This is a genomic window from Streptomyces sp. NPDC049887 (assembly GCF_040656535.1).
Classification (GTDB): Bacteria; Actinomycetota; Actinomycetes; order Streptomycetales; family Streptomycetaceae; genus Streptomyces.
Map to the genome: position 1 here is coordinate 57,643 of NZ_JBFAMM010000005.1, position 25,365 is coordinate 83,007.

Consider the following 25,365-nt stretch of genomic DNA (forward strand, 5'->3'; position numbering starts at 1 on the left):
CGCATGAGTCAGCTCTCCCGGCCGGTTCGGGTGAAGTCGGTGCTGATCAGCTCCGCGACGGTATGAGCCAGGTGCGCCACCTGCGGTTCTTCCATGATCGTCAGATGGTCGCCGGGGACACGGACCACCTGGATCCGCCCGCTGGTCATGGCACTCCAGCCGTTGCAGGGGTCCTGATGACGGGTTCGGGCGGCGCTGTGCATGGCGGACAGGACGGCGGGCAGGGGCTCGGCGGCGCGGATCAACATGAGGTCCTGCTCCTCGCGCGAGGGCCGGTAGTCCAGTGTCGCCTGCCAGTTCGCCCGGTACACATCGAACAGGCGGCGGATGACGGCCCCGGAGCTGCCGGCCGGAAGGACGCCCCGCTCGCTCGCGACGCGCGCGATGAACGCGAACTTCTCCTCCGTCGAACCGAGTCCGTCAGGGATGATCCGTGCCGGTGACGCCCCGCCGACTCGCGGCCAGAGCAGTTCGTGGAAGAACCACTCCAGCAGGCCGTCGTCGTCGTGCGCTGCGCGCGGCCCCTGCTCCAGGGCGGTGGTGTCCAGCACCAGCAGGGCGACCTGCTCGTTCGCAGCCCGCAGTCGACGGGCGATCTCGAACGCGACGAAGCCGCCGAAGGACCATCCGCCGATGGTGTAGGGACCGTGCGGCTGGACTTTCCGCAACGCGGTCAGGTAGCTGTCCGACAGGTCCTCCACGCTGCGCAGTGGTGTGGTGCCGGGGTCGGCTCCGGCGGCCTGAAGCGCGTACAGCGGCTGATCGTCCGGGAGATGCCGGGCGAAGGCGACATAGCACAGCACGTTGCCACCCATCGGGTGGACCATGAACAGCGGTGGGCGGGTGCCCTGCGGACGGATCGGCACCAACGGGTCGAACGCGGCGCTTGCTCCGCGGTCGCGCAGCCGTGCCGCGAGTCCGGCGGGGGTGGGCGTCGCGATGAACTCCGCGAGGGGGATGTACACCCGGTAGCGCTGTTCGATCCGGACCACCAGCCGCATCGCAGCCAGGGAGGTGCCTCCGAGGTCGAAGAGACTGTCGTGCACCCCCACCGTGTCCAGGCACAGCACGTCCGCCAGCATCTCGGTCAGAGCCCGCTCGTAGGCGTCGCGCGGCGCGGCGGCGGGGGCGCGACCGGGGACGGCCAGCGGGACGCGGCGCAGTGCAGCGTCGTCGCGCTTGCCGCTGGGCGTCAGCGGCCACTGGGAGACCCATTGCAGATGTGCGGGGACCATGTGATCGGGCAGGGTGCCGCGCAGCCGCTCACGAATGTCGGCCACGTCCTCGTCCGTGCCCTCGCCGAGGAGGAAGGCGGCGAGGAAGGTCTCGCCGTCCGTCCGCCGGCGGGCCACCACCGCGGCGTCGCGCAGTCCCGGATACCGCTGCGCCAGGCCGGTGACGGCCAGCTCCACCTCGGCCGGCTCCACGCGGAAGCCCCGCACCTTGACCTGTGCGTCGTCGCGTCCGAGGAAGACGACGTCTCCGCCGGGCAGCACCATGCCGATGTCGCCGGTGTAGTAGAGCCTGTGATCGCCGTCCGCGAAGGGATGCGGGAGGAAGCGCTCCTTGGTCAGGTCCGGGCGGCCCTCATAGCCCTCGGCCAGGCAGCCGCCGCCCAGGTAGACGTCTCCTCGCGCCCCGACCGGCACCGGACGCATCCGTTTGTCCAGGACGTGTACCTCGGCCCCGTCGACGGCGACGCCGATCGGCGGCAGCGCGGGGAAGGCCGTGGGGTCGCCGGTCATGGTGAACGCGGTGACCACATGGGTCTCGGTCGGACCATACTGGTTCTCCAGGACGGCGCCCGGGAGTGCGGCGCACAATGCGCGGATCTCCGGGGTGACGCGCAACTGCTCGCCACAGGTGATCATCAACCGCAGCGTCCGTGGGAAGATGCCCAGCGTGCCGGCGGCTTCGGCCAGTTGCTGCAGGGCCACCGGGGGGAGGAAGACCTGCTCGACGCGCTCGCGGTCGAGCAGGCGCAGCAGCGCGGGCATGTCCCGCCGCTCCGCGTCGCCGGCCAGGCACAGGGTGCCGCCGTAGCTCAGCGTGGAGAAGATCTCCTGGAAGGAGATGTCGAAGCTCAGCGGTGCGTACTGCAGAGTGACACCGCCCACGGCCGCGCTGGGCGCCCCGGCCTGCCAGGCCACCAGGGCCGCAAGGGTGCGGTGCGGCATGGCGACGCCCTTGGGGGTCCCGGTGGAGCCCGAGGTGAACAGGACGTACGCGGTGCTCTCCACGTTCGTCCCGCCCAGCCCCCGGCACGGTGGCGCGGGAGCGGCCACCGACTCGGCGGGCAGGAGCAGCGCCGGATCACCGGCGAGGTGGGCGTACGGGGCCTCGGCCACGACGCGGAAGGGCCGGGCCTGCTCCACCATCGTGGCCAGCCGGGCGGCGGGGTAGCCGACGTCCATCGGGACGACCGCGCAGCCGGCCCGCATGACGCCCAGGAGCACCGCCATGGTCAGCGGGGACCGGTTCATGGCAATCCCGATCCGGGCGCCCGCCGGGGCGCCGAGCGCGTGCAGCCGCCCGGCCACGTTCTCGGCGGCCTCGGCCAGCCGGGCGTAGCTCCACCGCTCCTCGCCCATCACCACGGCGGTCGCGTCCGGTGTGCGCGCGGCCTGGTCGGCGAAGCGGGCCACGACCGTGGGGTGCTCCGCAGAGGAGGAGAGGACGGGACGGGGAGCGAGGAAGGCGAGGTCCGGCCTGCTGTGCGGCTCTTCCAGCAGGCGGTCCAGGATGCGCACGTAGTCGGCCGCGTAGAGGTCGCCCTGAGCGGCCGGGAACGTCGCACCGTCGCAGTCGATCCGCAGCCACATGCCGGTACCGTCAGGTTCGGTGACCGCGTTCACCAGGAGACGGAAGTCGTTCTCCTCCCAGGTACGGAACGCCGTGAGGCGCAGGCCGGGCAGGCCGAGGACGGGGGCGAGCTGGTGGAAGTGCACATAGTTGAAAGCGGTGTCCAGGACGGGCCCGCCGTGGTCCTCTTGGACAGCGCTCAACGGGTAGCGGCGGTGGGGATGGCCGTCCCGCTCCTGGCGGAATCCTTCGCGCGCCACCTCCAGCCAGCTGTCCCGCGCGGTGTCCAGGCGCACGGGCACGGTGTTCAGGAAGAGCCCGGCAGTGCGCTCCGCCCCGGCCAGTTCGGGCCGACCGTGGGTGATCAGGCCGGTGGTGACGTCACGGGTGCCGGCGAGCGCGGCCAGGGTCAGAGCGTGCGCCGCGAAGAGCACGGACTTCACCGGCAAGGTGTGTTCGGCCGCGAAGTGCCGCACCCGATCGACCAGAGCGGCGGACAGCTCGACCCGCCGGGAGGCCGGCTGCCGGCCGGTGCCGGGCAGGTGGGGCGAGAAGGACTCGATCGGCGGGGGTTCGCAGCCGGCCAGCTTGCCGCGCCAATAGCGCCGGGCCTCCTCCGACCTCAGGGCGGTGCGCTCAAGCCGTGCGTGGGCCGCCGGTGAGGGCGGCGCCGTGCCCTCGACGGGGCCGATGTCCAGGCCGAGGCCGTGGACGTAGTCCTGGAGCAGATCCCGGAGCAGGGTGGCGACGCTGCCGCCGTCGAGCAGCGCGTGGTGGAAGCTGAGGACCAGGTCCACGGCAGCGGGCCGCACATGGACGCGGAACAGATACAACGGCGGCCGGTCGAACACATAGGGGTGGTGGCGGCGTGCCTCGATGTGTGCGCGCACCTGGGCCTCGGCTGCCACGCTGTCGAGCGGACGCAGGTCGGCGATCTCCAGGCCGCCGTGCACCCGGGGCCGGACGACCTGCAGCGGTTCGGCGCCGGTCAGGTCGAAGGCCGACCGCAGCACTGGGTGCCGTGCTGTCAGCCGGTCGAAGGCGTGACGGAACTGCGCCTCGTTCCACGGCATCTCCAGGGTGTACCGGAAGACGTCCCGGTACCTGGCCGAGGCTTCGTGCCTGCGGCTGTGGTAGAGCAGGCCGAGTTGGAGCCGGGTCAGCGGGTAGGCGTCCTCGGCGTCCCGCAGCCGGGCCCGGTCCACGTCGGCCACGAGGGCGAACGCGGCCGGGACGGTCTCGGCCTCGGACGCGTCGCACTCCTCGGCGCACGGGGCGAGGCCGGCCACCGTCGGGTTCCGCAGAAGATCGGTGAGCGAGAAGCGCAGGCCCCGGGCCTCCGCCTCGGCGCGCACCGTGAGCATGGTGATCGAGTCGCCGCCGAGGGCGAAGTAATCGTCGTGGACCCCCACGGTGTCATGCCCCAGGACGCGGGCCCAGACCTCGGCGAGGACCGCCTCGGTACGGTTACGCGGCTGCCCGCCCTCAGTGGCTCTCAGGGTGTCGTGCGGTGGGGGAAGCGCGGCGCGGTCGGCTTTGCCGTTGGGGGACAGCGGAATGCCGTCGATCCGTGTGAAGGACGCCGGGACCATGAACGGCGGCAGTGTCCGCCCGAGCCTCTCGCGCAGCAGCGCCGTGTCGATCGGGGCGTCGGCGACGTAGTAGCCGGCCAGGACGGCCCCCCGGTCGGCGGTGGTACGGCCCACCACGATGGCGTCCCGTACCCCGGGGACCGCGCGCAGGGCGGCTGCCACCTCGCCGGGCTCGACGCGGTTGCCCCGGACCTTGACCTGGTCGTCGATTCGTCCGAGGTACTCCAGGGTGCCGTCCGCGAGCCACCGGGCGAGGTCCCCGCTGCGGTAGATGCGGCCGCCCGGCACGAACGGGTCGCTGCCGAACTTCTCGGCGGTCAGCTCCGGACGGTCGAGATAGCCTCGAGCGACGCCGGCTCCGCCGATGCACAGCTCGCCGGCAACACCGACGGGTTGCGGCAGGTCGTCGGCGCCCAGCACGTACAGACTGGTGTTGTCGATCGGGCGGCCGATGGGCACCCGTGCGATGCCGTGGGCGGGGTCGGCCGGGCAGTCGTAAAAGGAGACGTCGACCGTCGCCTCGGTCGGGCCGTACAGGTTCACGAGCCGTGCCGACTCCTCCGCGCCGCTCTCACGACGACACCGGTCGGCCAGGCGATTGAACTGCTCGACCCGCGGGCCCGGCAGAGCCTCACCGCTGCAGAACACGTACCGCAGGGTCCCGAGGACCTTGCGTGCAGCCGCCGAGTCCTCCAGCAGGTCGAGGAACGGACCGAGCATCGAGGGAACGAAGTGCACGGCGATGACCCGGTGCTCGCGGATCGCTCGGCAGACCTCGCGCGGGTCCCGCTGGCCGCCCGGCGGGAGCAGGGCCACGGCCGCACCCTCGACGGCCCACCAGAAAAGCTCCCACACCGAGACGTCGAAGGAGACCGGCGTCTTCTGCAGGAGGACGTCCCCTCCTTCGAGCGGGTAGCGGCGCTGCATCCACGCGAGGCGGTTGACCACGCTGCGGTGCTCGACCATGACGCCCTTGGGCCGCCCGGTCGAACCGGAGGTATAGATGACGTAAGCGAGGTCTTCGGAGGTGGCGAGCGGCTCGACCGGGGCGCCACTGCCGGTCAGCAGGTCACCGACGCGCCGCACCGTCGCATCCGTGGGAAGACCGGCGGGAGCGTCGTCGTCGACGATGACCACCTTGGCGCGGCTGTCCCGCAGCAGGAAGCCCACCCGATCGGCCGGGTGGCCGGGGTCCACCGGTACGTAGGCGCCGCCGGACTTGAGGATGCCGAGCAGCGCCACCGGCAACCGCGGGCCCCGCTCCATCATCACCGCGACACGGTCGTCCGGGCCGATGCCCTCCGCGCGCAGGGCCCGCGCGACACGGTTGGCGCGCTCGTCGAGTTCGGCATAGGTCAGCGCCTCCCCGGACGCCGCGACGACGGCGGTTCCGTCCGGCCGGCGGGCGGCCTGCGCCTCGAACAGTCCGTGCAGGGTGGCTCGGTCCGCGTAGGGCACGTACCCGCCGTGGGCGCGCCCGGCGGTGACGTCCCGGTGCTCGGCTGGCGACAGCATGGGGATGTCGGACAGCGGCCGGTCCAACAGGTCGAGACCGTGCTCCATGAGCATGGTGAGGTGCCCCGCCACGGAGGTGATGGGAAGGTCCTCGTCGAAGACGTCCCGGGCGTAGTCCAGGTCGACACGGACGTCGGTCGTGCCGTCGAAGGCGGACACCAGGACGCCCAGTGCGTCCCGGTCGTGCGAGGGAGCCCTCAGGGTGCCCCGCCGCACGATCCCCGGAGTCTTCGGCCGGGACCAGTTCATGTAGGAGAGCGTCACGTCGAACAGCTGCCGTGGGCCCCGGGCCGCCGCGGGCGCTTCCCGCAGGATGTCGCCGAGCGAGAGCCGCTCGTGGCGCCGCAGCGCGCGGGTCGTGTTCTGGATGTCGGCGAGCAGTTCCCGGACGGTCAGCCCGCCGGGCGCCTCGACCCGTAGCGGCAGGGTGTTGGCGAACTGACCGAGAACGCCCCTGTGCCGCTCTGTCGGACGGTTGAGGAAGGGGACGCCGAGGACCACCTCCTCGCTCCCGTGCAGGCGCGTCAGATAGGTGCCGAGCATGGCCGCGACGTAGGTGAAGGGCCAGTGGCCCGCTGCGCGGACCCGGTCGATGAGGGCACCGTCGATCACGAACGAGTGACGGCCGCGGTCGCGCGGACCGCTGTCCTTCGTACGGGCGAAGAGCGCGGGCGCCACGCCACCGAGGTATTCGCGGTAGAAGGCACGGTCGCGGTCACCCTCCGTCCCGCTGCGGTAGGCGGAGTCCTCCTCGACGAACGCCACATAGGAAGGCGTTTCCCGGGCGCTCCCATGCGGATCGCCGTCCGGCACCCGGGCGTACTCATGGAGGATCTCGTGGCTCAGCCGATCGAGCGTCCAGCCATCGGCGACGATGTGGTGCGCCTTGATGTGCAGATGCGTGACATCCGGGCTCTCCAGCAGGACGACGGCTTCGACCAGGGGGCCGCTGCTGAGCGGCAGGGCGTCGGCCATACACCTGCGCATCCACTCGGCGCAGGCGGCGTCCGGCTCGGGCCGGTGCGAGAGGTCGATCACAACGACCGGCACCCTCGCCGCTGCCACTCGTTGGAAGGGAACGCCGGCGCGTTCGGCGAACTGCAACCGGAACGTCTCATGACGCCGCAACACGCGCTCCGCGCACACGGCAAGCCGCTCGTGGTCGACGCCGCCGTCCAGACGCTCGTGGAGAACGCAGTTGAACTGTGGTGACTCCGGAGCCTGGGAGCCGACGGACCATACGTCGCGCTGATACGCCGTCAAGGGGTACAGCGTGTGGTGGTTCATGTTCAACTGTTGGGGTTTCCTTCGAGCCGTACAGGGATCTCTTGGTGCCCGTCGAAGATGAGGGAAGGCAGCGGAGACAGACAGTCGGCTTCGACGGCGAGTTCGAGGGCGGGGAACCGGGAGAAGAGGGCTTTCAGCGCGATGCGCCCTTCCAGAAGCGCGAGTTGGGCGCCCAGACAGTTGGTGCGACCGTGCGTCATGAAGTCGGCCCACCGGAGCCTGCCGGCGCAGGGCTTCCTCCACGACCTGGTCCCAGCCGGCCCGGCCTGCCATGGCAAGGTCCGGCCGGGCCGGGTGCGTGAGCAGGTTGACCACGGCGTGGTCCAGCAGGTTCGCCGTGGTCCCATAGCCGGCGCCGAGCACCATCCAGATCTGGTCGGCCGGCTCCCGTTCGGTGAGCCGGCCCCCGCGGTGGGCGTCGAGCAAAGCGCCGGCGATGTCGTCGCCGGGACGCTCGGTCTTGATCACGAGGTCCGCGAGGAGTTGCGCGGCCTCGGCTGGGGTGTCGGTCGGACTCAGGTGCGCATGGCTGTGAGGAGTCCGTACCGTAGCTGTGGGAATGCGAAGAACCAGGCGCCCAGTTCGGCTGCTGTTTCCATTTCGCGCGCCTCTTGGCCGTCGAGATCGTGTGCGGCCTTCCGCCAGCCGTCGGTCATGCTGTCGTAGGAGCGGCGTACGTTCTCGGTGGTGTCGGTGTAGTCCACCACTTCCAGGCCGGCCTCCCGCAGCAGCGTCCCGTACCGGTCGGGGCTGAGGGAAACCATGAAGAACCTGCACGCCTCGGCCATGCGGTCTGCGTCCGGGGGAGCGAGCTCGCCTTCGAGGCTGTGCTCGGCGATGACCAGCCGCCCACCAGGACGCAGGACCCGGGCGATATGGCCCAGGGCCGCCGCCTTGTCCTTCATGTGCATCAGGGACTCGATGGCGTACGCGCCGTCGAAGGACTGGTCCGGCAGGGGGAGTTGCGTGGCGTCGGCCCACTGGAAGGTGGCCCGTCCGGGAAGCTCCGCCGGTTGCGGCCGGCTGTTGGCCAGTTCGACCTGGTAGTCGCTGACGCTGACTCCGGTGATCCGTACGGCGTGGTGCGCGATGATGCGTGCCGCGGTGCTCCCGTGTCCACAGCCAACGTCGAGCAGGTGCTGGCCCTCGGCCGGGGCGAGGCGTTCGGTGACGAGGTCGGTCAACCGGTCGGTCGCCACCTGCATGGAACTGCCGTCCGCTTCGTCGTCCCAGTAGCCGACGTGGATGTTCCCACCGAGCGCATCGTCGTACACATCCGTGTGGCGGTTGTAGAAAGCCCCCACGTCGCCGGACGTGTGGGAATGCTGCGTCAGCATGAAATGACCTTTCACGGTTCGTCGAGTCGTTCGCCGGGGTCGCGGATGAGACCGGCCGGCCCGCGTGAAAGCTCCTGCGACGAAGAGGGAGCGAACGTACTCGACAAGGGGAGGCAGGGCAGCTGAAACGGGGCGGTGAGCGGCGGGTTTGACCGATCCACCGGACATACCTCCGCCCACCCTGAATCCCGCTGAGGAAGCCCTTCGGGGATGTCCTGCTGAATACCGAAGGGCAGTACTGCAACCGCACCCGGAGCGCTACCGCCGGTCGGGGGTGTCACACGGTGTCCTGTTCCCCCGGAGGTGATCGCCCCGTCCCCGGAGTGCTGCTACGGCGTATCGTTCAGCCGGGGCGCATTCCGGGGACGCGATTGCAGTACCAGCTCACGCAAATCCGCTCAGACGCGCCCGAAGAACAGGCTGCCCGGCGCATTCGGGTCGTTCGACAGGAAGTGTTCGCGCACCGCACGGATGAACTCGTGGCGCGAGATCGCGCCGTCTCCGTCGGTGTCCAGCTTGGTGAACATGTCCATCGCATCGGGCGCGTCGCTCTTCCACACGTCCCTCAGGAAGCGGGCGAACTCGTCCTTGCTGATCTGGTTGTCGCCGTCGACGTCGATGACGTCGAAGATCGCATGGCCGCCGCCCTCGGTCACGTTGAGCCGACTGGTGTCGATCACCGCGAGGCGGTTGGCCGTGACGAACTGTTCCTTCGTGAGTCGGTCGCCGTCGACGCCGGCGTGACGGAGGAGCTCCAGCCAGTAGATCTGGCAGAAGGTCTGGAGCGCCCTGGCCCGGCGGTCGTCCTTGGCGAGCTTGTACGCCGTGATGTAGCGGTCGGCGAGCTTCTGGTAGTCCGTCCAATCCAGATAGCCGTCCTGGTTGGCATCCATGGTCTCGAACGTGCGCTCGAGCTTGACGGTGATGACGTCCTGTGCCGCAGCGGTCACGTGTCCTCCTTGAGAACGAAGGGGGAATGTCGTGATCACCATGCCTTGATCCGTGAATTGGGATAAATTGACGAAAGGTTCCTCTTCTGCCTTTTCAGTCATTCGGACGTACTCCCCGGTGGAACGCATCCACGGGCGGCGGGCCACCGTTCCTGACGCGCTCGATCAACCGGGTGTGCACCAACGGTCGGCAGGATGTGCGCGGCGCGATGGGTCTCCGGCCGGCCTCCCGTGCGCGTCAGAGGCGGCGTGTACCGGTCAGGCCGTCGATCCCGGTGAGCTTCCCGGCGGTCCGGTACCGGTGCACGAACCCCTCGGGAGTGGACAGTTCGCGGCGTACGGCTTCCACCGTTCCGATCACGCGCGGGTCGTCCGGTGGCAGGAAGCCCACTCGGGAGATCAGCAGCAGGGCGGCATCGACCTCCTGCGATCCGTAGGACTGGGTGAAGGTGTTGCGGACCGGGTCGAAGCCGCGCGTGCACACGTCGTGGTGGATGGCCTCGCGCAGCTCGATCAGCGCGAACAGGTCGGCTTCCATGGCGCTGGCCTCGACCAGGCGGATGGTGCGGTCGACGGCCACCCAGGTCATGATCTTGGAGTGGGCGAAGTGCCGCTGCTCTCCGCGGACTTCCCAGAACCCCTCGTCGGGCATCTGTCATCGCTCGGCCAGGTGTTCAACGAGCCGCTGGTGCAGGACCGCGGTGTCCCCGCACGGGGCGACGCCGCTCTCGTGCGCGAGATAGAGGGTCTCGATCACGTAGCCATAGACGTCGAGCTGCACTTGGTCGGCCGCGCCGTTCCCGATCCGGATGTGGCGCAAGACCAACGTCAAGTGGGGCAACCGCAACGGTGGAAAGCCGCTCACCTACCTGGCCAACAAGCTGTCCGCCGACGGCACCGGCAAGACGCAGCAGTACCGCAACCGTCAGGTCATCTGCGAAAGAAAGTGGACGAAGTACCCGGACACCGGCCTGTTCACCGACATGTGGACCCTGGACGCGGGCGCGCCGCGTCCTGACCTGATCAGCTGCGACGAGTTTGCCTTCGCCAACGCCTACCAGAGCGCCGGAAACCTCTACAGCACCACCACCAGCCACGTCACCGAAACCGGCGCGGAATGCGTGCAGACCTATCTCCGGCGCAACGCCGACGACACCATGACGCTCCACCTGCGCCCGGATGCCCCGGCACCGACGTGGAAGGAGCCGTGCGGCCGGTCTTCGATGTCGAACTGGCAGAACACCCAGTCGATGCGGCCGTTCGGCGAGTTCATCAAGCAACAGCGCCTGATGGAGGACGACGACTACTGGTTCGACCTCGCCGGATTCACCGCACCCACTCCGTAACCGGACCATGAGAAGTGCCCCGGCCGTTCTTCGGTTCCGGGGCACTTCCGTTTCGCGACCTCACAACCTCACGACCAGACAAGTCGCCCTTCGACAACGGAACAGATCGGATAGTCCCCCGCGCCGATCCTCGTCAGCATCTCCGCCACGGAATCGAAGTAGTCAGCCAGTGACGCGTACTCGCCGGTGATCGTGGGCTCACCCACGAACCATCTGCCGATACGTCCGTCCCTCGCGTCGATGAACTGTCCCATCCAACCGTCCCGGTCCGACTGGAACGGGATCCACTCTTCGCGCCATTCGTCCCCACCGGACAAGGGGTGATTCGCGTAGAGCTTCTCCATCGCCCGGATGCCCAGAAAGAAGATCCCCTCGTCCGGGAACCCGGCGTAACCGCAGCAGGCGACGTCGTCGTCCACGTCTTCCTCGGGAAGATCCAGATTGTTCAGAAGCAGCCACGCCTGCAGGTCTTGGGGAAAGGAGATCCCCATCCGCTCCTCGGCGGCCGCGATCATCTGTTCCGTGGCCGGACCGGGCAGATCCGCGTGATCGGCCGGGGCATACTCCCGAAGAAGACTCATCACGCGGGACCAGGTCTCCACCACACTCATTCCCCGCTGCCCCTCTCTGCACGGATTCGCTATGCCACCCAACGGGCTCACCTACTGTAGCCGGATAGCGGGTCTTCGAATTTTAGTGGGGGTGTGGCGGTGACGGCCTGATGTTCGGTCACCGAACGTGACGGGCCTGGGGTGTGGGTGGCTTGGACGCAAGGAGCCCGCGGGTCTTCGTGATCACGGTTGTTGTCTAGGCAACCGATCATGAAGAACCCACGGGCTTGAGCATCGACGCTACCGGGACCAACGAGGCTGCGACGCGACTGCTTGGGCTGGAGGGGGTGAGTGTGACGCAGGTCAAGGACGACAAGGCGGGCGGATCGACGGTGTACGTCGTGACGAATGAGGAGTCCGCGAGGGCCCGTCCCTCGTGCGGGGTTTTCTCCACCAGGCTCAAGGACTACCGCACCACCGCCCCCAGACACCTGTCTTGCGCCCGGTGAGTATCCGCTGGCGCAAGGCACGCTGGCACTGCACCGAACTCGACTGCGACCGCCGCTCGTTCACCGAGTCCACAGGCCAGGTACCCGCGCGGATGCGTACGACCGGGGCGCTTCGGCGGGCGGCCGGGGCCGCAGTGTGTGGCGGCGGACGATCGGTGGTGCAGGCCGGCCGGGATCTGGGCCTGTCCTGGCCTATCGTGCAGCACTACTTCGAGGACTACTGAGTGGACGATTTGGGGCTGATCATCGGTGTTGTCGTGCTGGCCGCCTCCGCCCACGACAACGCCGCCGGCACCGCCCTGCTCGACCAGGCCGCCGAGCGGTGCGGGATGCGTCTGGAGAAGGCCCTGGTGGACCAGGGCTTCAAGGGCGAGGTCATCATGCACGGCGCCCTACTGGACATCGACGTCGAGGTCGTCTGCCGCAACCCTGCTGACCAGGGCAAAGGCTTCGTCCCTCAGCCCAAGCGGTGGGTGGTCGAGCAGACGAACGGCACGCTGATGCTGCACCGGCGTCTGACCCGTGAGTACGGCCACCGGCCCGACACCTCTGCCTCACGCGTCTACTGGGCCTCCATGGCAAACATGACCTGCCGTCTCACCACACCGAGTCCCGCCTGGCGCGACCCCTCGGGCTGGCCGCGTGAACGTCGCCGAACTCCTCGCCGGCCTCCATCCCACCACGACGAGGCCACCGCCCGAGCCGGGGAACTACGCGGCCAGATCGAGCACCTCACCGCCGCCCTGGCCGAGACCGAAGCGCGACTTACGGATCTGACCACCACCCGGAAGGTCATCGCGGAACTCGCGCCGACCCGAGACGAGCCGGATCCGACCGAGACGAACACCGCCTACCAGGCCATTGTGAACGCCTTCAACCAGCACCCCTACCAGGCATTCAGGGCTCGCGAGCTGCACGAGCTCCTCGGCATGCCCACCCATGAGGCGTCCGTCAACATCACCCGCAGCCTCGGACGCCTCACCCGCCAAGGCTTCCTCACCCAACCCGAACGCGGCCGCTACCAGAAACGGACTTAACGTCCACTGAGTGGGGCGGACGCTCGTTTGACGCTCTGGGCGCCTGCAGGAAGGGTTATGGGACAGGCGCGGTCCTGGCGGCATGAGCTCCCCCTTGCGATGCGGGTGTGCTGGTGATCGGATACCACCGTATGGGGGCCGGCGGACAGTCCCCGTCGGCGGTGGACCGGGGCACCGGGCTCCCCGGGCGGGCGGTGGCGCCTATCTGTTCCGCCAGGCGGCCAGCTGGTCCGCGAACTCTCACTTCGTGCTTTCCGGCGTGAGACACCTCATCCCCGGCGGCAGGTACGGATCCTGTGCAGCTTCTTGAAGAGCAGCGCTGCCCCGAATCCGATGATGTTCGCGATGACAAGCGCGGCGGCGATGGTCCATACCTGCTGCTGCATAGGTGCCTTTCGTAGGATTCACCGGTCACCGGGCTCTTTCCTCGCGCGGCCCTGTGGGTTCACTGGGCTTGGGTGTCGCAGTGTGCGGGGCGGCGAGTTCGATTGAAGCGCCCGACGTGCCCCAGCACGACGGGAGTGAATGTGTAATGCGCGGCGGCCAGGGTGAAGGCAGCTGCGGTCACTGCCCAGTGGGTTGCCGTGACAGTCTCTTCCAGGATCATGGCCCACCAGTAGTAACCAGGCGCGGAGGGCGGATATCCGAACAGCACGGCGACCAGCCGTACTGCTTGCCGTACGGAAGATCACGTACCGCATTCTCAGTCGAACAGCGGTGCAAGCGCGGTCTCGCCCGCCATGATCCGCCAGGCGGGCACCCGCACCGTCCGGCTCACCGGGCCGGGCTTGGCGCCGTGGCCCCCGGAGGGCAGTCCGGCGAGCAGGTCGCCTCGCGCGTGGGTGAGCCGGAGGTGCCGTGCGGGATCTTCGCCGGCCCTCGGTCCGGGGTCGATCAGCACCGCCGTGTTCCGGCCGGCGTCGGTGAACAGCAGGTCCACGGGGTGCCCGCCCACCGGCACGGCCCGCTCCAGATCGGTGACGCCCCGTCCCGTCAGGTACCGCTGCAGGCGGTCGGCGAGGTCCTCGCGCGCCTCGCTCACCGGACCGGGCGGGCCGGCCTCGGCCGCGGTGCCGCCGTCGCCCGCTCCCAGCGGTGCCGAGCGCGCGGCGAGGAGGGCCGGCAGCCCGCTCTGCTCCTGCCAGAAGGCGTGGCAGCCCACGGTGACCAGCTGCGACTTGGCCCGGGTGACCGCCACGTTCCACAGGTTGACCTGGCTCGCGACCCAGTGTGTGGTCCGGGGCGGTGTGTTGTGCGCGGCCACCGGGCTGAGCACCATCACGTCACGCTGTCCGCCCTGGAAGGTGTGGACGGTGCCGACCCGGACCCGGTCGTCGTCCCGCCAGATCCGGGCCAGTGTCTCCTTCTGCGCCCGGAACGGCGTGACCACCCCCACCGTCGCGTCCGCCGGAAGTCCCGCCAGCAGTCCGTCGACCACGCGCCGCACGGCCTCCGCCTCCGCCGCGTTCCGCCAGGACCGCCCGTCGCCGCCACGCGCCGACGCCCCGGACGGTACGTCGACCCAGCCGAGCACCGGTGCCGGGTCGGCCGCTCCCACCGGGTCGTGTCCCGGCACCTGCCGCCGCACGTCGGTCAGCACCCGCAACCGGCCGCCGTAGCAGTGGCTGTTGACGACGTCCGCGATCCGCGGATGGCAGCGGTAGTGCTCGTCGAGGAGCAGCGCGCCCTCGCCGTGCTGTTCGGCCGCGTGGTACGAGGAGTACACGTGGTAGGTGAGGCGGTGGTGTTCCAGTTGCGCGGCGCTCAGCCCTGCCCGCGTCCGTGCCTGCCCTTCCTGCTGCGGTGACACTCCGGGGATGTGCCCGAGCTGCATGGGGTCACCGATGATCAGTGCCCGCCGGGCCCGGAACAGCAGCGGCAGCACCGAGGGGATGGAGCACTGGCTGGCCTCGTCGATGACGACGAGGTCGAACAGCTTCGGGGTGAGTTCCAGCTGCCGCACCGAGTGGGTGCTGACGGCCCATCCCTTGATCTGCGTCATCAGGTTCTTCTGGCTGCGCTGGTAGCCGGAGCGGCGGCGGAGCGCCTGGAGCCGCTGGTTCATGAGCCCGGCGGCCCGGTCGAGGGTCTCGGCGGACAGCGCGCGGGACAGTTCCGCCGCCAGGCCGGACAGCGCCTCCGCCGTCGCCGACCGGGACGCCTTGAGTCCGTCCTCGTCCCAGTCCCTCTGCCCGCGGACGAGTTGGCGCACCTCCCGCTCCACGGTCACGGCGTCGGCCAGGGACTCCAGCAACCCGGGCGGCACCGGTCGTGCCGCCGCCCACTCCGGCCACGCGGGTCCGGCCCCCTCGGGCTGCTCCGGGTCCCCCGAGACCAGTGCGGCGAGCGCACGGTCACGCCGCCATGTGCCCAGCTGCCACCAGCGGGCCCCGGCCGTCTTCCGGGCCCGGTCCGCCCACCGGCCCAAGGCTGCCAGGCCGTCCGTGTCCGCCGCCCAAACCCCTTCGAGGAGGGGCAGGGGCAGCTCCAGTTCGGCCGCCCGCTCCTCCCGGTCGCCGAGCAGTTCCAGCAGCCGCGTCTCCTCACCGACGCGGTGTGCCGCTTCCGTCCGCAGCCGGTCGGCCGTATCCCGGGTGTTGCGCAGTTCGCCGCCGACGGTGGCCGATCCGCGTCGCGGCGCCCGAACCGCTTCGGCGAGCAGCCGTTCCAGCTTGGACGCCTCCCGCTCCAGCGCTTCCGCGTTGCCCGTCCGCATCAGCAGGCCGGGCGCGATGTCGTCGCAGCGCTCGGCGACGACGTTCACGGCCTCGTTGTTGGTGGAGGCGACCAGCACCGACTGTCCCGCGGCGACACAGGTGGTGACGACCGCCGTGACGACCTCGCTCTTGCCGGTGCCGGGCGGCCCCGTCGCCACCGTCAGCGGCCGGCTCATCGCCGAGGTGATCACCTGTTCCTGGCTCTCGTTGCACGGCCCCGGGGCGACGGGGGTCACCGGGTTCGCCGAGGCCCCCGTCGTGGCGGGTGCCTGCCGGGCCCCGCCGTCCAGCAGCGCGTTCAGGGCGGTGCCGGGGATCTGCGCGGTCCGCGTGGAGATCTCCAGCAGGTTGTCCACGAGTGCCTGGGTGGCCATGGCCTCAGCACCGGACGGCACCAGCAGCACGGCCGCGTTGTGCGCGCCGGGCCGCAGCGCCTGCATGACCGTGCGGTCGCTGAGCGCGGACGGGTCCAGCGGTTCGAGTTCCGGCAGCCCCAGCTCCTCCAGCAACTCCCGGACGGCGCGCAGCATCTGGGCGTCGTTGCCCTCCTGCCAGGCCGGCTGCCAGCGGGTGACCAGGTCGGCGGCGTCGCCCGCGTCCAGGAGTTCCGAGACGACCCCGGTGTGCAGGGACGGCACGCCGCTGGGCCTGAGCAGGTCCCGGCCGTTCTCGTCCGGCGCCAGCTCCATCTGCTGGATGAGCAGCGGCGCCAGCTCGACCGTCGCGCGCCGCCCCCGGCCGCCGTCCCGCGAGGGGAGCGTGATCGCCGGATACCCGTACCAGTACTCCTGCCGCGTCCCTGCCCCGCCGTCCGACCCGGCCCGCCCGTCCTGGGGCCGGGGCAGGGACCCGGGCGCGACGATGTGCGGTCCGCGGCCCGACTGGATGGTCTCCTCGCCCTGGGCCAGCAGGAAGTACTTCTTGTCGCGGCCGGCGTCCCGGTCGGGCCGCATTCCGGCCGCCGCCTGCGCGGTGAGGCAGTCCGCGTAGTACCGCAGCAGCCGCTGCGGGTCGACGCCGTCGCGTTCGTCCGCCTCGGCCAGTTCCCGGGCCTTCAGCAGCGCGGGGGAGCGCCGGGCGGCGTCGGTGGCGTCGTGGGGGAGCGCGGGCAGGCGTACGGGCCGGGCCACCGACCGGGCGAAGGGGAGGCTCCGGGTGGCCCTGATGGTCGACTTGGTGGGCCGCTGCTCCTCCGGGACGCCGTCGCGGGCCATCTGGGCGGTCAGGTAGTCGAAGAGGTCGTCCGGGGTGATCCAGCCGCCGTCCTTGATCCGGCCGTTGCGCAGCCCTTCGACGATCTCCCCGGTGAACCGGGAGGTGCCGAGGCCCGACCCGGGCGGCGCCATCGCGGAGGCCGCCTGGAGGGCGTCGGACGCGGTGATGAAGTACACGCCGGTCGGCTTCAGCAGGGTGCTCGGCGCGGGCCGGTCCGGCTCCCCCGGGCCCTTGGCGGTCCAGCCCTGGACGACGGAACCGCTGGAGCAGCAGTCCAGCAGGACGAGCTTGGAGGCGGCCCGGCAGGACTGGAGCATCCGCTCCAGGAACTCCGCCGGTACCGCCGTGCCCGGCAGGTCGGCGGGGTCGGTGTCGCGGGTCAGGAAGTACAGCTGGCCGTCCTGCTCGCAGTACTCGCCGTGCCCGCTGAAGTAGAGCAGCGCGGTCTCGCTGGGCTGCCGGGCCTCCAGGAACGCCTCGACGGCGTGCAGCATCTCCGCGCGCGTCGGCTCGGCGGCCGCCGCGCACTCGTTGTACATGCCGATCTCGGTGTTCTCCAGCACGGCCCGCATGTAGTGCAGGTCGGCCCGCACGGCCGAGAGGTTCTGGTACGCCTCGCTGTCGTACGTGGAGACGCCGACGAGTAACGCGTGGCGGTCGTTGTCGGTCATCGCCGCTCAGCCCGCCGCCGTGCCGTCGTCGCCGTCGTCCGCGAGGAACCGCTCGACCAGCGTGTCGTCCTCGCGGGCCTCCTTGCCGGTGATGCGCAGGACCGCCCCGTCGGGCCGCTGGACCACGACGGTGCGCTGAGGGATCCGCGCCAGCCACACCTGCACCAGCGCGGCGACGAACGACCCGGCGCTCAGCAGCAGCCCGACGGTCTCGGCGGACGGCCCGCCCTTGTCGCCGACCCCCGCCAGGCTGCCCGGTTCGGGCAGGTCCATCCTGGCCGTGGAGTCCGCCTCGGCGAGCGCGGCGAGCAGTTCGCGTGCGTCCTTGCGGGCGCGCAGCGGGTCCTCGTCGACGACGGAGATCCGGTATCCGCTGTGGTTGTCGTGCATGGTGTTCTCGTGCTCCCCGTGAGTTCACCGGCTCCTTGCCGGGCGCACGACACTAGCGTCCGCCACTGACACCGACCGCCCAATGCGCTGTGCCCGCCTCGGCGTTGGCGTGAACACGGTTACCGATGGCCGGGACGTGTGCGTCTCATGCCAGGCACAGTTCGGCCCACACCGTCTTGCCCGGCGCGCCGTCGCGCGGCGCCACGGCCCAGCGGGTCGCCAGTCCCGCGACGATCAGCAGACCCCGCCCGGACTCCGCGTCGCCCGGCGGTTCCGCGTCGGAGAGCACGGGCACGCGTTCGGTCCGGGTGTCGGTGACTTCGACGCGCACGGTGCCGGTGGTGCGGGTGAGCCGGACGTGGAAGTCCCGTCCGGCGACGTGCCCGTGCCGGACGGCGTTGGCGGCCAGCTCGGCGGTGATCAGCGTGAGCGTGTCGTTGACCTGGCCGCCGTACGGGTGCCCCCACGCCTCGAGCCGGTGCGAGACCAGTCTGCGGGCCAGGCGGGCGCCGCGCGGGGAGGAGGTGAACGCCATCGCGAACTCGTGCAGGGGTGGGCGGTTTCGGCCTCGGCGCCCGGGGTGTGCACCCGGGCGGTGGAGATTCGGCTGTTCATATGGCCCACGCTGCCGGTGCGGTCCGCCGAGGTTCATCGACCGGGCGGACGAGGTGCTGGACGCGGGCGGGGTCCTCCAGGAGATGAAGGAGGAGGTGGCTCGGGCGCAGTATCCGGCGTTCTTCCGGGATGCGGCGAGGTTGGAGGGGGAGGCGGTTGAGCTGCATGTGTACGCGAACCAGGCGGTGCCCGGACTGATTCAGACGGAGGAGTACATGCGGGCGGTGTTCGGCATGTGGCGTCCGTTGCTGGACGAGGAGACCTTGGAGCAGCGGGTCGTGGCCCGTCTCGCGCGCCGGAGTGTCTTCGAGCGCAGGCCGGCCCCTCTGCTGAGCTTCGTCATCGACGAGGCGGTTGTGCGTCGGCCGTTGGGGGGCTGGCCGGTCATGCGTGGTCAGTTGGAGCAGTTGATGTTGGTCGGCGCGTACCGGAACGTCGAGGTTCAGATCATGCCGCTCGACCGTGAGGACAACGCAGGCGTGGACGGGCCGTTCACCTTGTTGTACCGCGCTGGTGGCGATCAAGTGGCTTACCTGGAAGCGCAGGGACGCAGCACAATGGTCAGCGACGGGCGGGAGGTCCAGGGAATCGCGTCGCGGTACGGCATCATCCGTGCGCAGGCTCTCACTCCGCGCGAGTCAATGGCCTTCGTTGAGAAGCTGCTTGGAGAGGTGTGAAGTGAACGAGACCCTGAGTGCGGTGGGCGAACTGCGCTGGCGTAAGAGCAGCTACAGTGGTGGGGCTGGGGGAGAGTGCGTCGAGGTCGCCGACTGCGCCCACGTCGTTCGTGTCCGTGACTCCAAGGACACAAGCCGACCTGCTCTCTCGGTCGCTGCTTCCGCCTGGGCGGCGTTCGTCGGCTTCGCTGCGCAGTAGGCGACAGGTCTGCCCCCGGGTAGTGCACCGGGGACAGACCTGTGTCAGGCCGCGTTGGCCGACTACGCCTTCGCCTTCTCGCGGGCGGGCGGGGTCCAGTGGCCCGCGGCGATCTCGGCGTCCAGCCGCGCTTGGAAGTGGGCGTGCGCCGCTCGCATCTCTGCTTCGCGGTCGGCTTTGTAGAAGGGACCCTCGTAGCCCTCGGGGGGCGGGGTGCGCTCCGGGTCTGCCAGGTGGGCCATGAGGTCGAGGTAGTCCTGCTTGGTCTGACAGTAGCCGTAGGTGTTGAAATCGGCGGCGATCTTACGTCCGTTGGCATCGAACCAGGTTGCGGCCTCGTAGTCGTACAACTGGGGGTAGCGCGACTTGAAGATGGCGGCGAGCTGGTCTGCGGTGATCCCGAGCCACACGGTAGGGGGCGTGGCCCGAGGCGGCGAACAGCAGGACGGCGACCAGCGCGTACACGTCGACCGCCGGTGTCAGGGGCTTCTCACCGTTCGCCTGCTCGGGCGGCATGCAGGAAGGGGTGCCGACGACCGTGTGCGGCGCGGTCAGCGACACGCTCGACTCGGCGAACACCGCGAGCCCGAAGTCGATCACCTTCGGTCCGTTCGGGCCGAGCAGCACGTTGGCCGGCTTCAGGTCACGGTGCAGCAGACCCTGCCGGTGCACGGTGGCCAGGGCCTCGGCCAGCGTCGCGCCCAGCGCCGCCGTCAGCAGCGCGGGGAGCGGGCCGTGGGCGGCCACGTGCCGGCTCAGGTCGAGCCCCTCGACGTACTCGGTCGCCAGCCACGGGCGCTCGGCGTCCGGGTCGGCGTCCAGGAGAGCGGCGATCCGGGCACCCCAGATCGTCTTGAGGATCTCCACCTCCTGAGCGAACCGCGTCCGCGTCTCGGAGTCGACCACGGACGGCTTGATCACCTTCACGGCGGCCGGTTCCCCGCCGGGCGACTCGCCCAGGTACACCTGGCCCATCCCGCCCTGCCCGATCCGGCCGAGCAGCTCGTATCCGTCCAGCTCGGAAGGGTCGTCGGGGCTGAGGGGCGCGATGTGCACGAAGGTCCTCACAATCGGGCGGAACCGGTGTCCCCCGGTCACGCTAGACCACCGCCCGTGCCCGCGGGAGGCCGGTCACCGCCCATTCCCCGGCAGACCGGGGCGCACACCCCTCTTCCGTGACAGGGCCCGTGATGTCGGTGCCGCCCTCTACGGTGGAGATCGCGCTGCCCTCCCGCAGTGGCCGGGCCCGGGCCGGTGGCCGGACCTCGGAAGAGCGTCTCCGACGGCACAAGCCGAGCCCGGCGACACCTCCTCATGACGTTGTCAGGCTCCAGGGGGACGGGGAGTCGGGGTACTGGTTCCGGACCGTACGACAGCCCGTCCCACCCATCGACAGCGGAGGGTCACCAACCATTCGTGGTGATGGGCGCACTGGGGCGGCGACCTCGTCCCTCCCGCGTGGGGCCCGCCTCAATCGACCGGTACTCTCTCCGACACTCCCGTCGTGGACGGGACGGGACGTCGATAGGAGCCCGGCTGGGGCGTGAAGATCCGCCTCTTGACCGGGTGCGGGCGGACGCAGACCATGTGCTGCAGGTTCAGAAGACCCGCCTCATAGGACAGCAGGCCGACGGCGAAGAGCAACCGCCAGACGGCCACCGTCTCGCGGCCGGCTAGTTCGACGGCCCGCTCGTGCCGCATCTCCAGCCGGTCCAGCCACGCCCGGAGCGTCAGAGCGAAGTCCGTCCGGAGGTTTTCCACGTCCAGAACTTCCAGGCCGGACCGCTCAGCCTGCAGCACGCTGCTGCCGATCTCACCCGGATTGAAGTCCGGGAACGCGTAACGGAGCATGAACGGACTGCGCACCAGACGTCGTCCGGGTTGCAGGATGCACAACTCGTGACTGAGGACCCGTCCGCCCGGTACGACCAGACGCGCCAGGGCATCGACATGTTCGCTCTGACCGCGGCGTGACAGGTGCTGAGTCATCTCGACGCTGGCCACGGCGTCGAAGGGCCCGTCCGGGAGCGCGCGGTAGTCCTGCAGCCGTACTTGCAGGCGATCCGACAGGCCGGCTTCCTGAATCCTCCGGGTGGCGAGTCGCGCCTGGTTCGGCGAGAGAGTCACACCCACACCATCGACGCCGTAGTGCCGGGCGGCGTGCAGAAGCAGGCTGCCCCATCCACAGCCGAGGTCCAGCAGCCGCATGCCCGGTTGGAGGTCGAGCTTGCGGCAGATCAGCTCCAGTTTGGAGCTCTGTGCGTCGTCCAGTTCGAAGCCGGCCAGACCCGCCCCCTGGCCCCAGTAGCCGCTGGAGTAGACCATCGAGGACCCGAGAACGAGCCTGTAGAAGTCGTCACCGACATCGTAGTGGTGGCGCACGGCCCGGGCGCCACGGGAGGGTCGAACCTCCCCGGACGGCGGGCGGAGCGGTGGTCCCAGGACCTGCCGGTTCACGGCGAGACGCCATGATGACAGCGCCGCGCGCGCGAGGTCCGACCGGGACGATCCCAGGACGGACCCCAACTGCCGCATGACAGTGACAAGGTCACCCTCGATGTCGATGTCCCCGGCCACGAACGCCCGGGCGGCACCGAGTTGTCCGGGACACCACAGCATTCGCCGCACTGCGTGGGGGCCCTTCAGTACCAGGGCAGACCCCAACTCGGCGCCCACGACGCTCCCGTCCCACGCCCGGATCCCGAACTCTACGGCGTCCCCGGTCATCCTCTTCAGAAAGGCAGCGACCTGATGGGCAATCCCTGTGGTGCGTGCTCTGGTCATCGTTTCTCCGTACTCGACAGGCCATGGCGCGCGGCAGCACCCATGCCGCCGCGCTGCCGTACATGCAATCGACTGTTTCCGGTGGCGGACGGCCGTCCACAGGAAGCACGCGTGGACGCGGCCCCGAAGACCGGCTCCGCGAACGTCGGGTCGTGCTGTGCGCCCCAGCGCCCACGGGCGCACAGCGTCGATTCCACCGCTCGGCTAACGACCGTTTCACGCCATAGGCACGATCACGGCTCAGCGTGAACCAGCGGGAAGGACGTAGGACTTGGAGAAGTCGGGCGGGACCTCCCCGGGTTTTCCGGAGACCTGGGTCCGTCCAGTGCATGAGGATCTGGAACAGGTCCAGGGCCTCGTCCCGGATGACCGCGGCGGCCACGGCGGTCTCGCTGGTGCCCGAGGACGAGAACTCGGCCGAAGCCGCCGTGCGGCCGCGCTCGCGAACCGGTACGCCACAGTGCGCCCGTTCCTGTCGCTGCTGGGCGACTCGAAGGCGTTGGACGCGGCGAGTGCCGGCAAGCGGGTGCCGGCCGGGGTGCGTGGCCTTCCGGCGCCGGCGCGACGGAAGGTGGGGGTCAATCCGCTGCTGCCGCGCGAGGTGGACGACAAGCCGGCGCAGCCCGCGTGGCGCAATGCGGTGTACGCCAACCCGGACTTGCCGCAGGGCGTGGTGGACCGTGCCCTTCACCGACCACCTGGCGGAGCTGGTGCGGGGCCTGGACGCCGGATGGAGGCAGCTCGGCGCGCTCGGCCTGCTCCTCAACGCCATCGTGCCGTGGACCACGAAGTACATCGACACGTCCCCGTCGCCCAGCTGAAGGCCGAGGGCCACGAGATCCGCGACGAGGATGTGGGCCGGCTCTCCCCGCAAGCACCGCAACCCGAACCTGCTCGGCCGCTACACCTTCACCGCCGGCGTCCCCGCCGCCGGAGCCCTGCGCCCGCTGCGCGACCCGGACGCGTCCGAGCTGGACGAGGACGACGACGGCACCGCGACTGAGCCCGACTCTTCACCAGGGCGCCGGGGCAACTCCGGTATGCAGCCGGGTTGTAGGTTGATCGCTTGCGTCGCTTCGGTGTTTGGGCTGTTCGATGGACGTGCGAAAAAGGATTTTGAAGAAAGTCGTCGTCGGATGTCGAGGAGCCGCCTCCCGCTCCGACTGAAGGGTGACAGCGCGCCGACGGGGCGCGCGGAACAGGGAGGACACCCGAGATGAAGTACGTCGCGATGATCTACGGCAACCAGGCCAAGTGGGACTCCTTCCCGGCCGAGGAGTGGCCGGAGGCGATCGCCAGGCAGGAGGCGTTCAACGAGAAGTACCGCGAGAGCGGTGAACTCATCGGCGCCTACGGCCTCGCGGACGCGGCCAACGCCCAGCTCGTGCGTCGCGAGGACGGCGTCCCGGCGGTCACTGACGGGCCGTACCTGGAGACCAAGGAGTACATCGCCAGCTTCTACATGCTCGACTGCGACAGCCTGGAGCGGGCGCAGGCGATCGCGGCGGACATGCCGTTCGCCGACGTGGAGCCGGTCGAGCTGTGGCCCGTCCTGCACGAGTCCGCGGCGGACGTGTGAGCGCCCCGCACCACGCCGCCCCGCACCACGCCGCCGAGGACCTGCTGCGCGAGCTGGCGCCGCAGGTCCTCGGCGCGCTGGTGCGCCGCTACGGCGTCTTCGACGCGTGCGAGGACGCGGTCCAGGAAGCACTGCTGGCCGCCGCCCTGCAGTGGCCCGGTACCGGCGTACCGGACAACCCCCGGAGTTGGCTGGTCACCGTCGCCTCCCGCAAGCTGGTCGACCAGATCCGCAGCGACTGCGCCCGCCGGCGCCGTGAGGACACCCTCGCCCTGGCCACCCCGCAGGCCGAACTGCTCAGCCACGCCGCCGACACCGTGCCCGACACGGACCGGGACGACTCGCTGGCCCTGCTGTTCCTGTGCTGCCACCCCGCGCTGTCACCGGCCGGCCGGATCGCCCTGACCCTGCGCGCGGTCGGCGGTCTGACCACCGCCCAGATCGCCGCCGCCTTCCTGGTGCCCGAAGCGACCATGGCGCAGCGCGTCAGCCGGGCCAAGCGAACCGTCAGGGACTCCGGTACTCCCCTGGCCGCGCTGGAGGGAACCGAGCTGACCCAGCGGCTGGCCGAGGTCCGGCATGTGCTCTACCTGATCTTCAACGAGGGGTACACCACCACCGGCGGTACCGAAGACACCGGCCTGACCGCACCGGAACTGTCCACCGAGGCGATCAGGCTCACCCGGATGCTGCACCGCCTGGTGCCCGACGACACCGAGACCGCGGGCCTCCTCGCTCTGATGCTGCTCACCGACGCGCGCCGCCCCGCCCGCACCGGCCCCTCCGGGGAACTGGTGCCGCTGGCGGAACAGGACCGCGGCCGGTGGGACCGCCGCGCCGTCGCCGAAGGAGTCGACCTGATCAGCCGGACCCTGCCGCGCGGCCGGGTCGGCCCGTACCAGTTGCAGGCGGCCATCGCGGCCGTGCACGACGAGGCCGAGGACACCGACGCCACCGACTGGCCCCAGATTCTCGCCCTGTACGAGATCCTGGAACGGTTCGGACCGAACCCGATGGTCTCCCTTAACCGCGCGGTCGCCGTCGCCATGGTCCACGGCCCCGCCGCGGGGATCGACCTGATCACGGCACTGGAGACAGAGACCCGCATGGCCCGCCACCACCGGCTGCTCGCCACCCGCGCTCACCTCCTCGAACTCCTCGGCGAACACCAGGCCGCCGCGGCCTCCTACCGCGAAGCCGCCCGCCGCACCACCAGTACCCCCGAACGCCGCCACCTGAGCGCTCGCGCCCACCGCCTGGAGGCCCGCGCATGACGCGCCGTGGCGGCGGAGGGGTAGGCGTGCAGGCGCGCTGCACCCGATCGAGGTGGCCCGCCGCCTGTCGTCAAAGGATCGCTTGACGACAGGCAGGCGGCGCATCCAATGAACCCCCAGCTCCTCGCCCGCTGCCAGCCGCTCGACGGCGCCCAGGGCGTCCCTGCGGTCCCGGCTCAGCGCAAGGCCCGCCGCGAGTACGAGAACCGGCCGCGTGCCACTGGTGGCTTCCCGCTCGAGGCCGCCCGCGTGGGCGTTTGTCCGTCCCGTCCGGAGCCCGCCTGACCGGCCCGGGTGAGAAGGTGAAGGTGAGGGGGC

Annotated in this window: 18 protein-coding genes and 4 pseudogenes; 11 read left to right on the plus strand and 11 right to left on the minus strand. The window is 70.3% G+C overall.

What is annotated here, in order from left to right:
- Positions 1–8 precede the first annotated feature (8 nt).
- From AB0J10_RS08020 to AB0J10_RS08035, 4 genes and pseudogenes are all read right to left on the minus strand, one after another.
- On the minus strand, positions 9–7,196 hold the full coding sequence (locus AB0J10_RS08020) for an amino acid adenylation domain-containing protein (RefSeq protein ID WP_363059405.1): 7,188 nt from the start codon (positions 7,194–7,196) through the stop codon (positions 9–11).
- A gap of 515 nt (positions 7,197–7,711) precedes the next feature.
- Positions 7,712–8,533, minus strand: coding sequence for a methyltransferase domain-containing protein (locus AB0J10_RS08025; RefSeq protein WP_363058986.1), 822 nt, complete (start codon positions 8,531–8,533; stop codon positions 7,712–7,714).
- A 398-nt stretch (positions 8,534–8,931) separates the two neighbouring features.
- Positions 8,932–9,483 (minus strand): EF-hand domain-containing protein, encoded by a 552-nt coding sequence (locus AB0J10_RS08030; protein ID WP_363058988.1) that lies wholly within the window; start codon positions 9,481–9,483, stop codon positions 8,932–8,934.
- A 253-nt stretch (positions 9,484–9,736) separates the two neighbouring features.
- Positions 9,737–10,294: pseudogene (locus tag AB0J10_RS08035) on the minus strand (glycoside hydrolase family 15 protein); the annotation flags it as partial.
- On the opposite strand from AB0J10_RS08035, the gene AB0J10_RS08040 reads away from it, so the two are divergent.
- Positions 10,293–10,829 (plus strand): hypothetical protein, encoded by a 537-nt coding sequence (locus tag AB0J10_RS08040; RefSeq protein WP_363058990.1) that lies wholly within the window; start codon positions 10,293–10,295, stop codon positions 10,827–10,829. The pseudogene AB0J10_RS08035 and the gene AB0J10_RS08040 overlap by 2 nt on opposite strands.
- A 68-nt stretch (positions 10,830–10,897) precedes the next feature.
- Here the strand turns inward: AB0J10_RS08040 and AB0J10_RS08045 are convergent, their stop codons facing one another.
- A complete protein-coding gene (locus AB0J10_RS08045) occupies positions 10,898–11,440 on the minus strand; it encodes an SMI1/KNR4 family protein (protein ID WP_363058992.1) in 543 nt (180 codons plus the stop codon).
- Between the two features lie 227 nt (positions 11,441–11,667).
- Between AB0J10_RS08045 and AB0J10_RS08050 the strand changes: the two genes are divergently transcribed.
- The 3 genes and pseudogenes from AB0J10_RS08050 to AB0J10_RS08060 all read left to right on the plus strand — a co-directional run.
- On the plus strand, positions 11,668–11,889 hold the full coding sequence (locus AB0J10_RS08050) for a hypothetical protein (protein ID WP_363058994.1): 222 nt from the start codon (positions 11,668–11,670) through the stop codon (positions 11,887–11,889).
- Positions 11,886–12,113 (plus strand): hypothetical protein, encoded by a 228-nt coding sequence (locus AB0J10_RS08055; RefSeq protein ID WP_363058996.1) that lies wholly within the window; start codon positions 11,886–11,888, stop codon positions 12,111–12,113. The genes AB0J10_RS08050 and AB0J10_RS08055 overlap by 4 nt, the downstream gene beginning before the upstream one ends.
- A pseudogene (locus tag AB0J10_RS08060) lies at positions 12,114–12,512 on the plus strand (transposase); the annotation flags it as partial.
- A gap of 1,117 nt (positions 12,513–13,629) precedes the next feature.
- On the opposite strand, the gene AB0J10_RS08065 reads toward AB0J10_RS08060, so the two are convergent.
- The 3 genes from AB0J10_RS08065 to AB0J10_RS08075 all read right to left on the minus strand — a co-directional run bounded on the left by AB0J10_RS08065 (position 13,630) and on the right by AB0J10_RS08075 (position 18,454).
- Positions 13,630–17,529, minus strand: a complete 3,900-nt coding sequence (locus tag AB0J10_RS08065; RefSeq protein ID WP_363058998.1) for an AAA domain-containing protein — start codon at positions 17,527–17,529, stop codon at positions 13,630–13,632.
- Between the two features lie 6 nt (positions 17,530–17,535).
- Positions 17,536–17,919 carry a hypothetical protein gene (locus AB0J10_RS08070; RefSeq protein ID WP_363059000.1) on the minus strand — a complete coding sequence of 128 codons (384 nt, stop codon included), beginning with the start codon at positions 17,917–17,919 and terminating at the stop codon, positions 17,536–17,538.
- Between the two features lie 145 nt (positions 17,920–18,064).
- The gene (locus AB0J10_RS08075; RefSeq protein WP_363059002.1) at positions 18,065–18,454 is read right to left on the minus strand and encodes an ATP-binding protein; all 390 of its coding nucleotides are present in this window, start codon (positions 18,452–18,454) and stop codon (positions 18,065–18,067) included.
- Between the two features lie 103 nt (positions 18,455–18,557).
- On the opposite strand from AB0J10_RS08075, the pseudogene AB0J10_RS08080 reads away from it, so the two are divergent.
- Both AB0J10_RS08080 and AB0J10_RS08085 read left to right on the plus strand, forming a co-directional pair.
- Positions 18,558–19,211: pseudogene (locus AB0J10_RS08080) on the plus strand (DUF5753 domain-containing protein); the annotation flags it as partial.
- Between the two features lie 22 nt (positions 19,212–19,233).
- Positions 19,234–19,410, plus strand: a complete 177-nt coding sequence (locus AB0J10_RS08085) for a DUF397 domain-containing protein (RefSeq protein WP_363059407.1) — start codon at positions 19,234–19,236, stop codon at positions 19,408–19,410.
- 62 nt (positions 19,411–19,472) lie between these two features.
- On the opposite strand, the gene AB0J10_RS08090 is transcribed toward AB0J10_RS08085, so the two are convergent.
- The 3 genes from AB0J10_RS08090 to AB0J10_RS08100 form a co-directional block, all read right to left on the minus strand.
- Positions 19,473–19,652 (minus strand): hypothetical protein, encoded by a 180-nt coding sequence (locus AB0J10_RS08090; protein ID WP_363059004.1) that lies wholly within the window; start codon positions 19,650–19,652, stop codon positions 19,473–19,475.
- Between the two features lie 61 nt (positions 19,653–19,713).
- Complete coding sequence (locus AB0J10_RS08095) at positions 19,714–20,466, minus strand: serine/threonine-protein kinase (protein ID WP_363059006.1); 753 nt, start codon at positions 20,464–20,466, stop codon at positions 19,714–19,716.
- A 414-nt stretch (positions 20,467–20,880) separates the two neighbouring features.
- Complete coding sequence (locus AB0J10_RS08100; RefSeq protein WP_363059008.1) at positions 20,881–22,194, minus strand: cyclopropane-fatty-acyl-phospholipid synthase family protein; 1,314 nt, start codon at positions 22,192–22,194, stop codon at positions 20,881–20,883.
- A gap of 356 nt (positions 22,195–22,550) precedes the next feature.
- On the opposite strand from AB0J10_RS08100, the pseudogene AB0J10_RS08105 reads away from it, so the two are divergent.
- From AB0J10_RS08105 to AB0J10_RS08125, 5 genes and pseudogenes are all read left to right on the plus strand, one after another.
- Positions 22,551–22,876, plus strand: a pseudogene (locus AB0J10_RS08105) (Tn3 family transposase); the annotation flags it as partial.
- Complete coding sequence (locus AB0J10_RS08110; protein WP_363059438.1) at positions 22,875–23,015, plus strand: hypothetical protein; 141 nt, start codon at positions 22,875–22,877, stop codon at positions 23,013–23,015. The pseudogene AB0J10_RS08105 and the gene AB0J10_RS08110, both read left to right, overlap by 2 nt.
- Positions 23,016–23,410: 395 nt before the next feature.
- Positions 23,411–23,773, plus strand: coding sequence for a YciI family protein (locus tag AB0J10_RS08115; RefSeq protein WP_363059010.1), 363 nt, complete (start codon positions 23,411–23,413; stop codon positions 23,771–23,773).
- Complete coding sequence (locus AB0J10_RS08120) at positions 23,770–25,047, plus strand: DUF6596 domain-containing protein (RefSeq protein WP_363059012.1); 1,278 nt, start codon at positions 23,770–23,772, stop codon at positions 25,045–25,047. Before AB0J10_RS08115 ends, AB0J10_RS08120 begins: the two co-directional genes overlap by 4 nt.
- Positions 25,048–25,155: 108 nt before the next feature.
- Positions 25,156–25,332 carry a hypothetical protein gene (locus AB0J10_RS08125; protein WP_363059014.1) on the plus strand — a complete coding sequence of 59 codons (177 nt, stop codon included), beginning with the start codon at positions 25,156–25,158 and terminating at the stop codon, positions 25,330–25,332.
- Positions 25,333–25,365 lie beyond the last annotated feature (33 nt).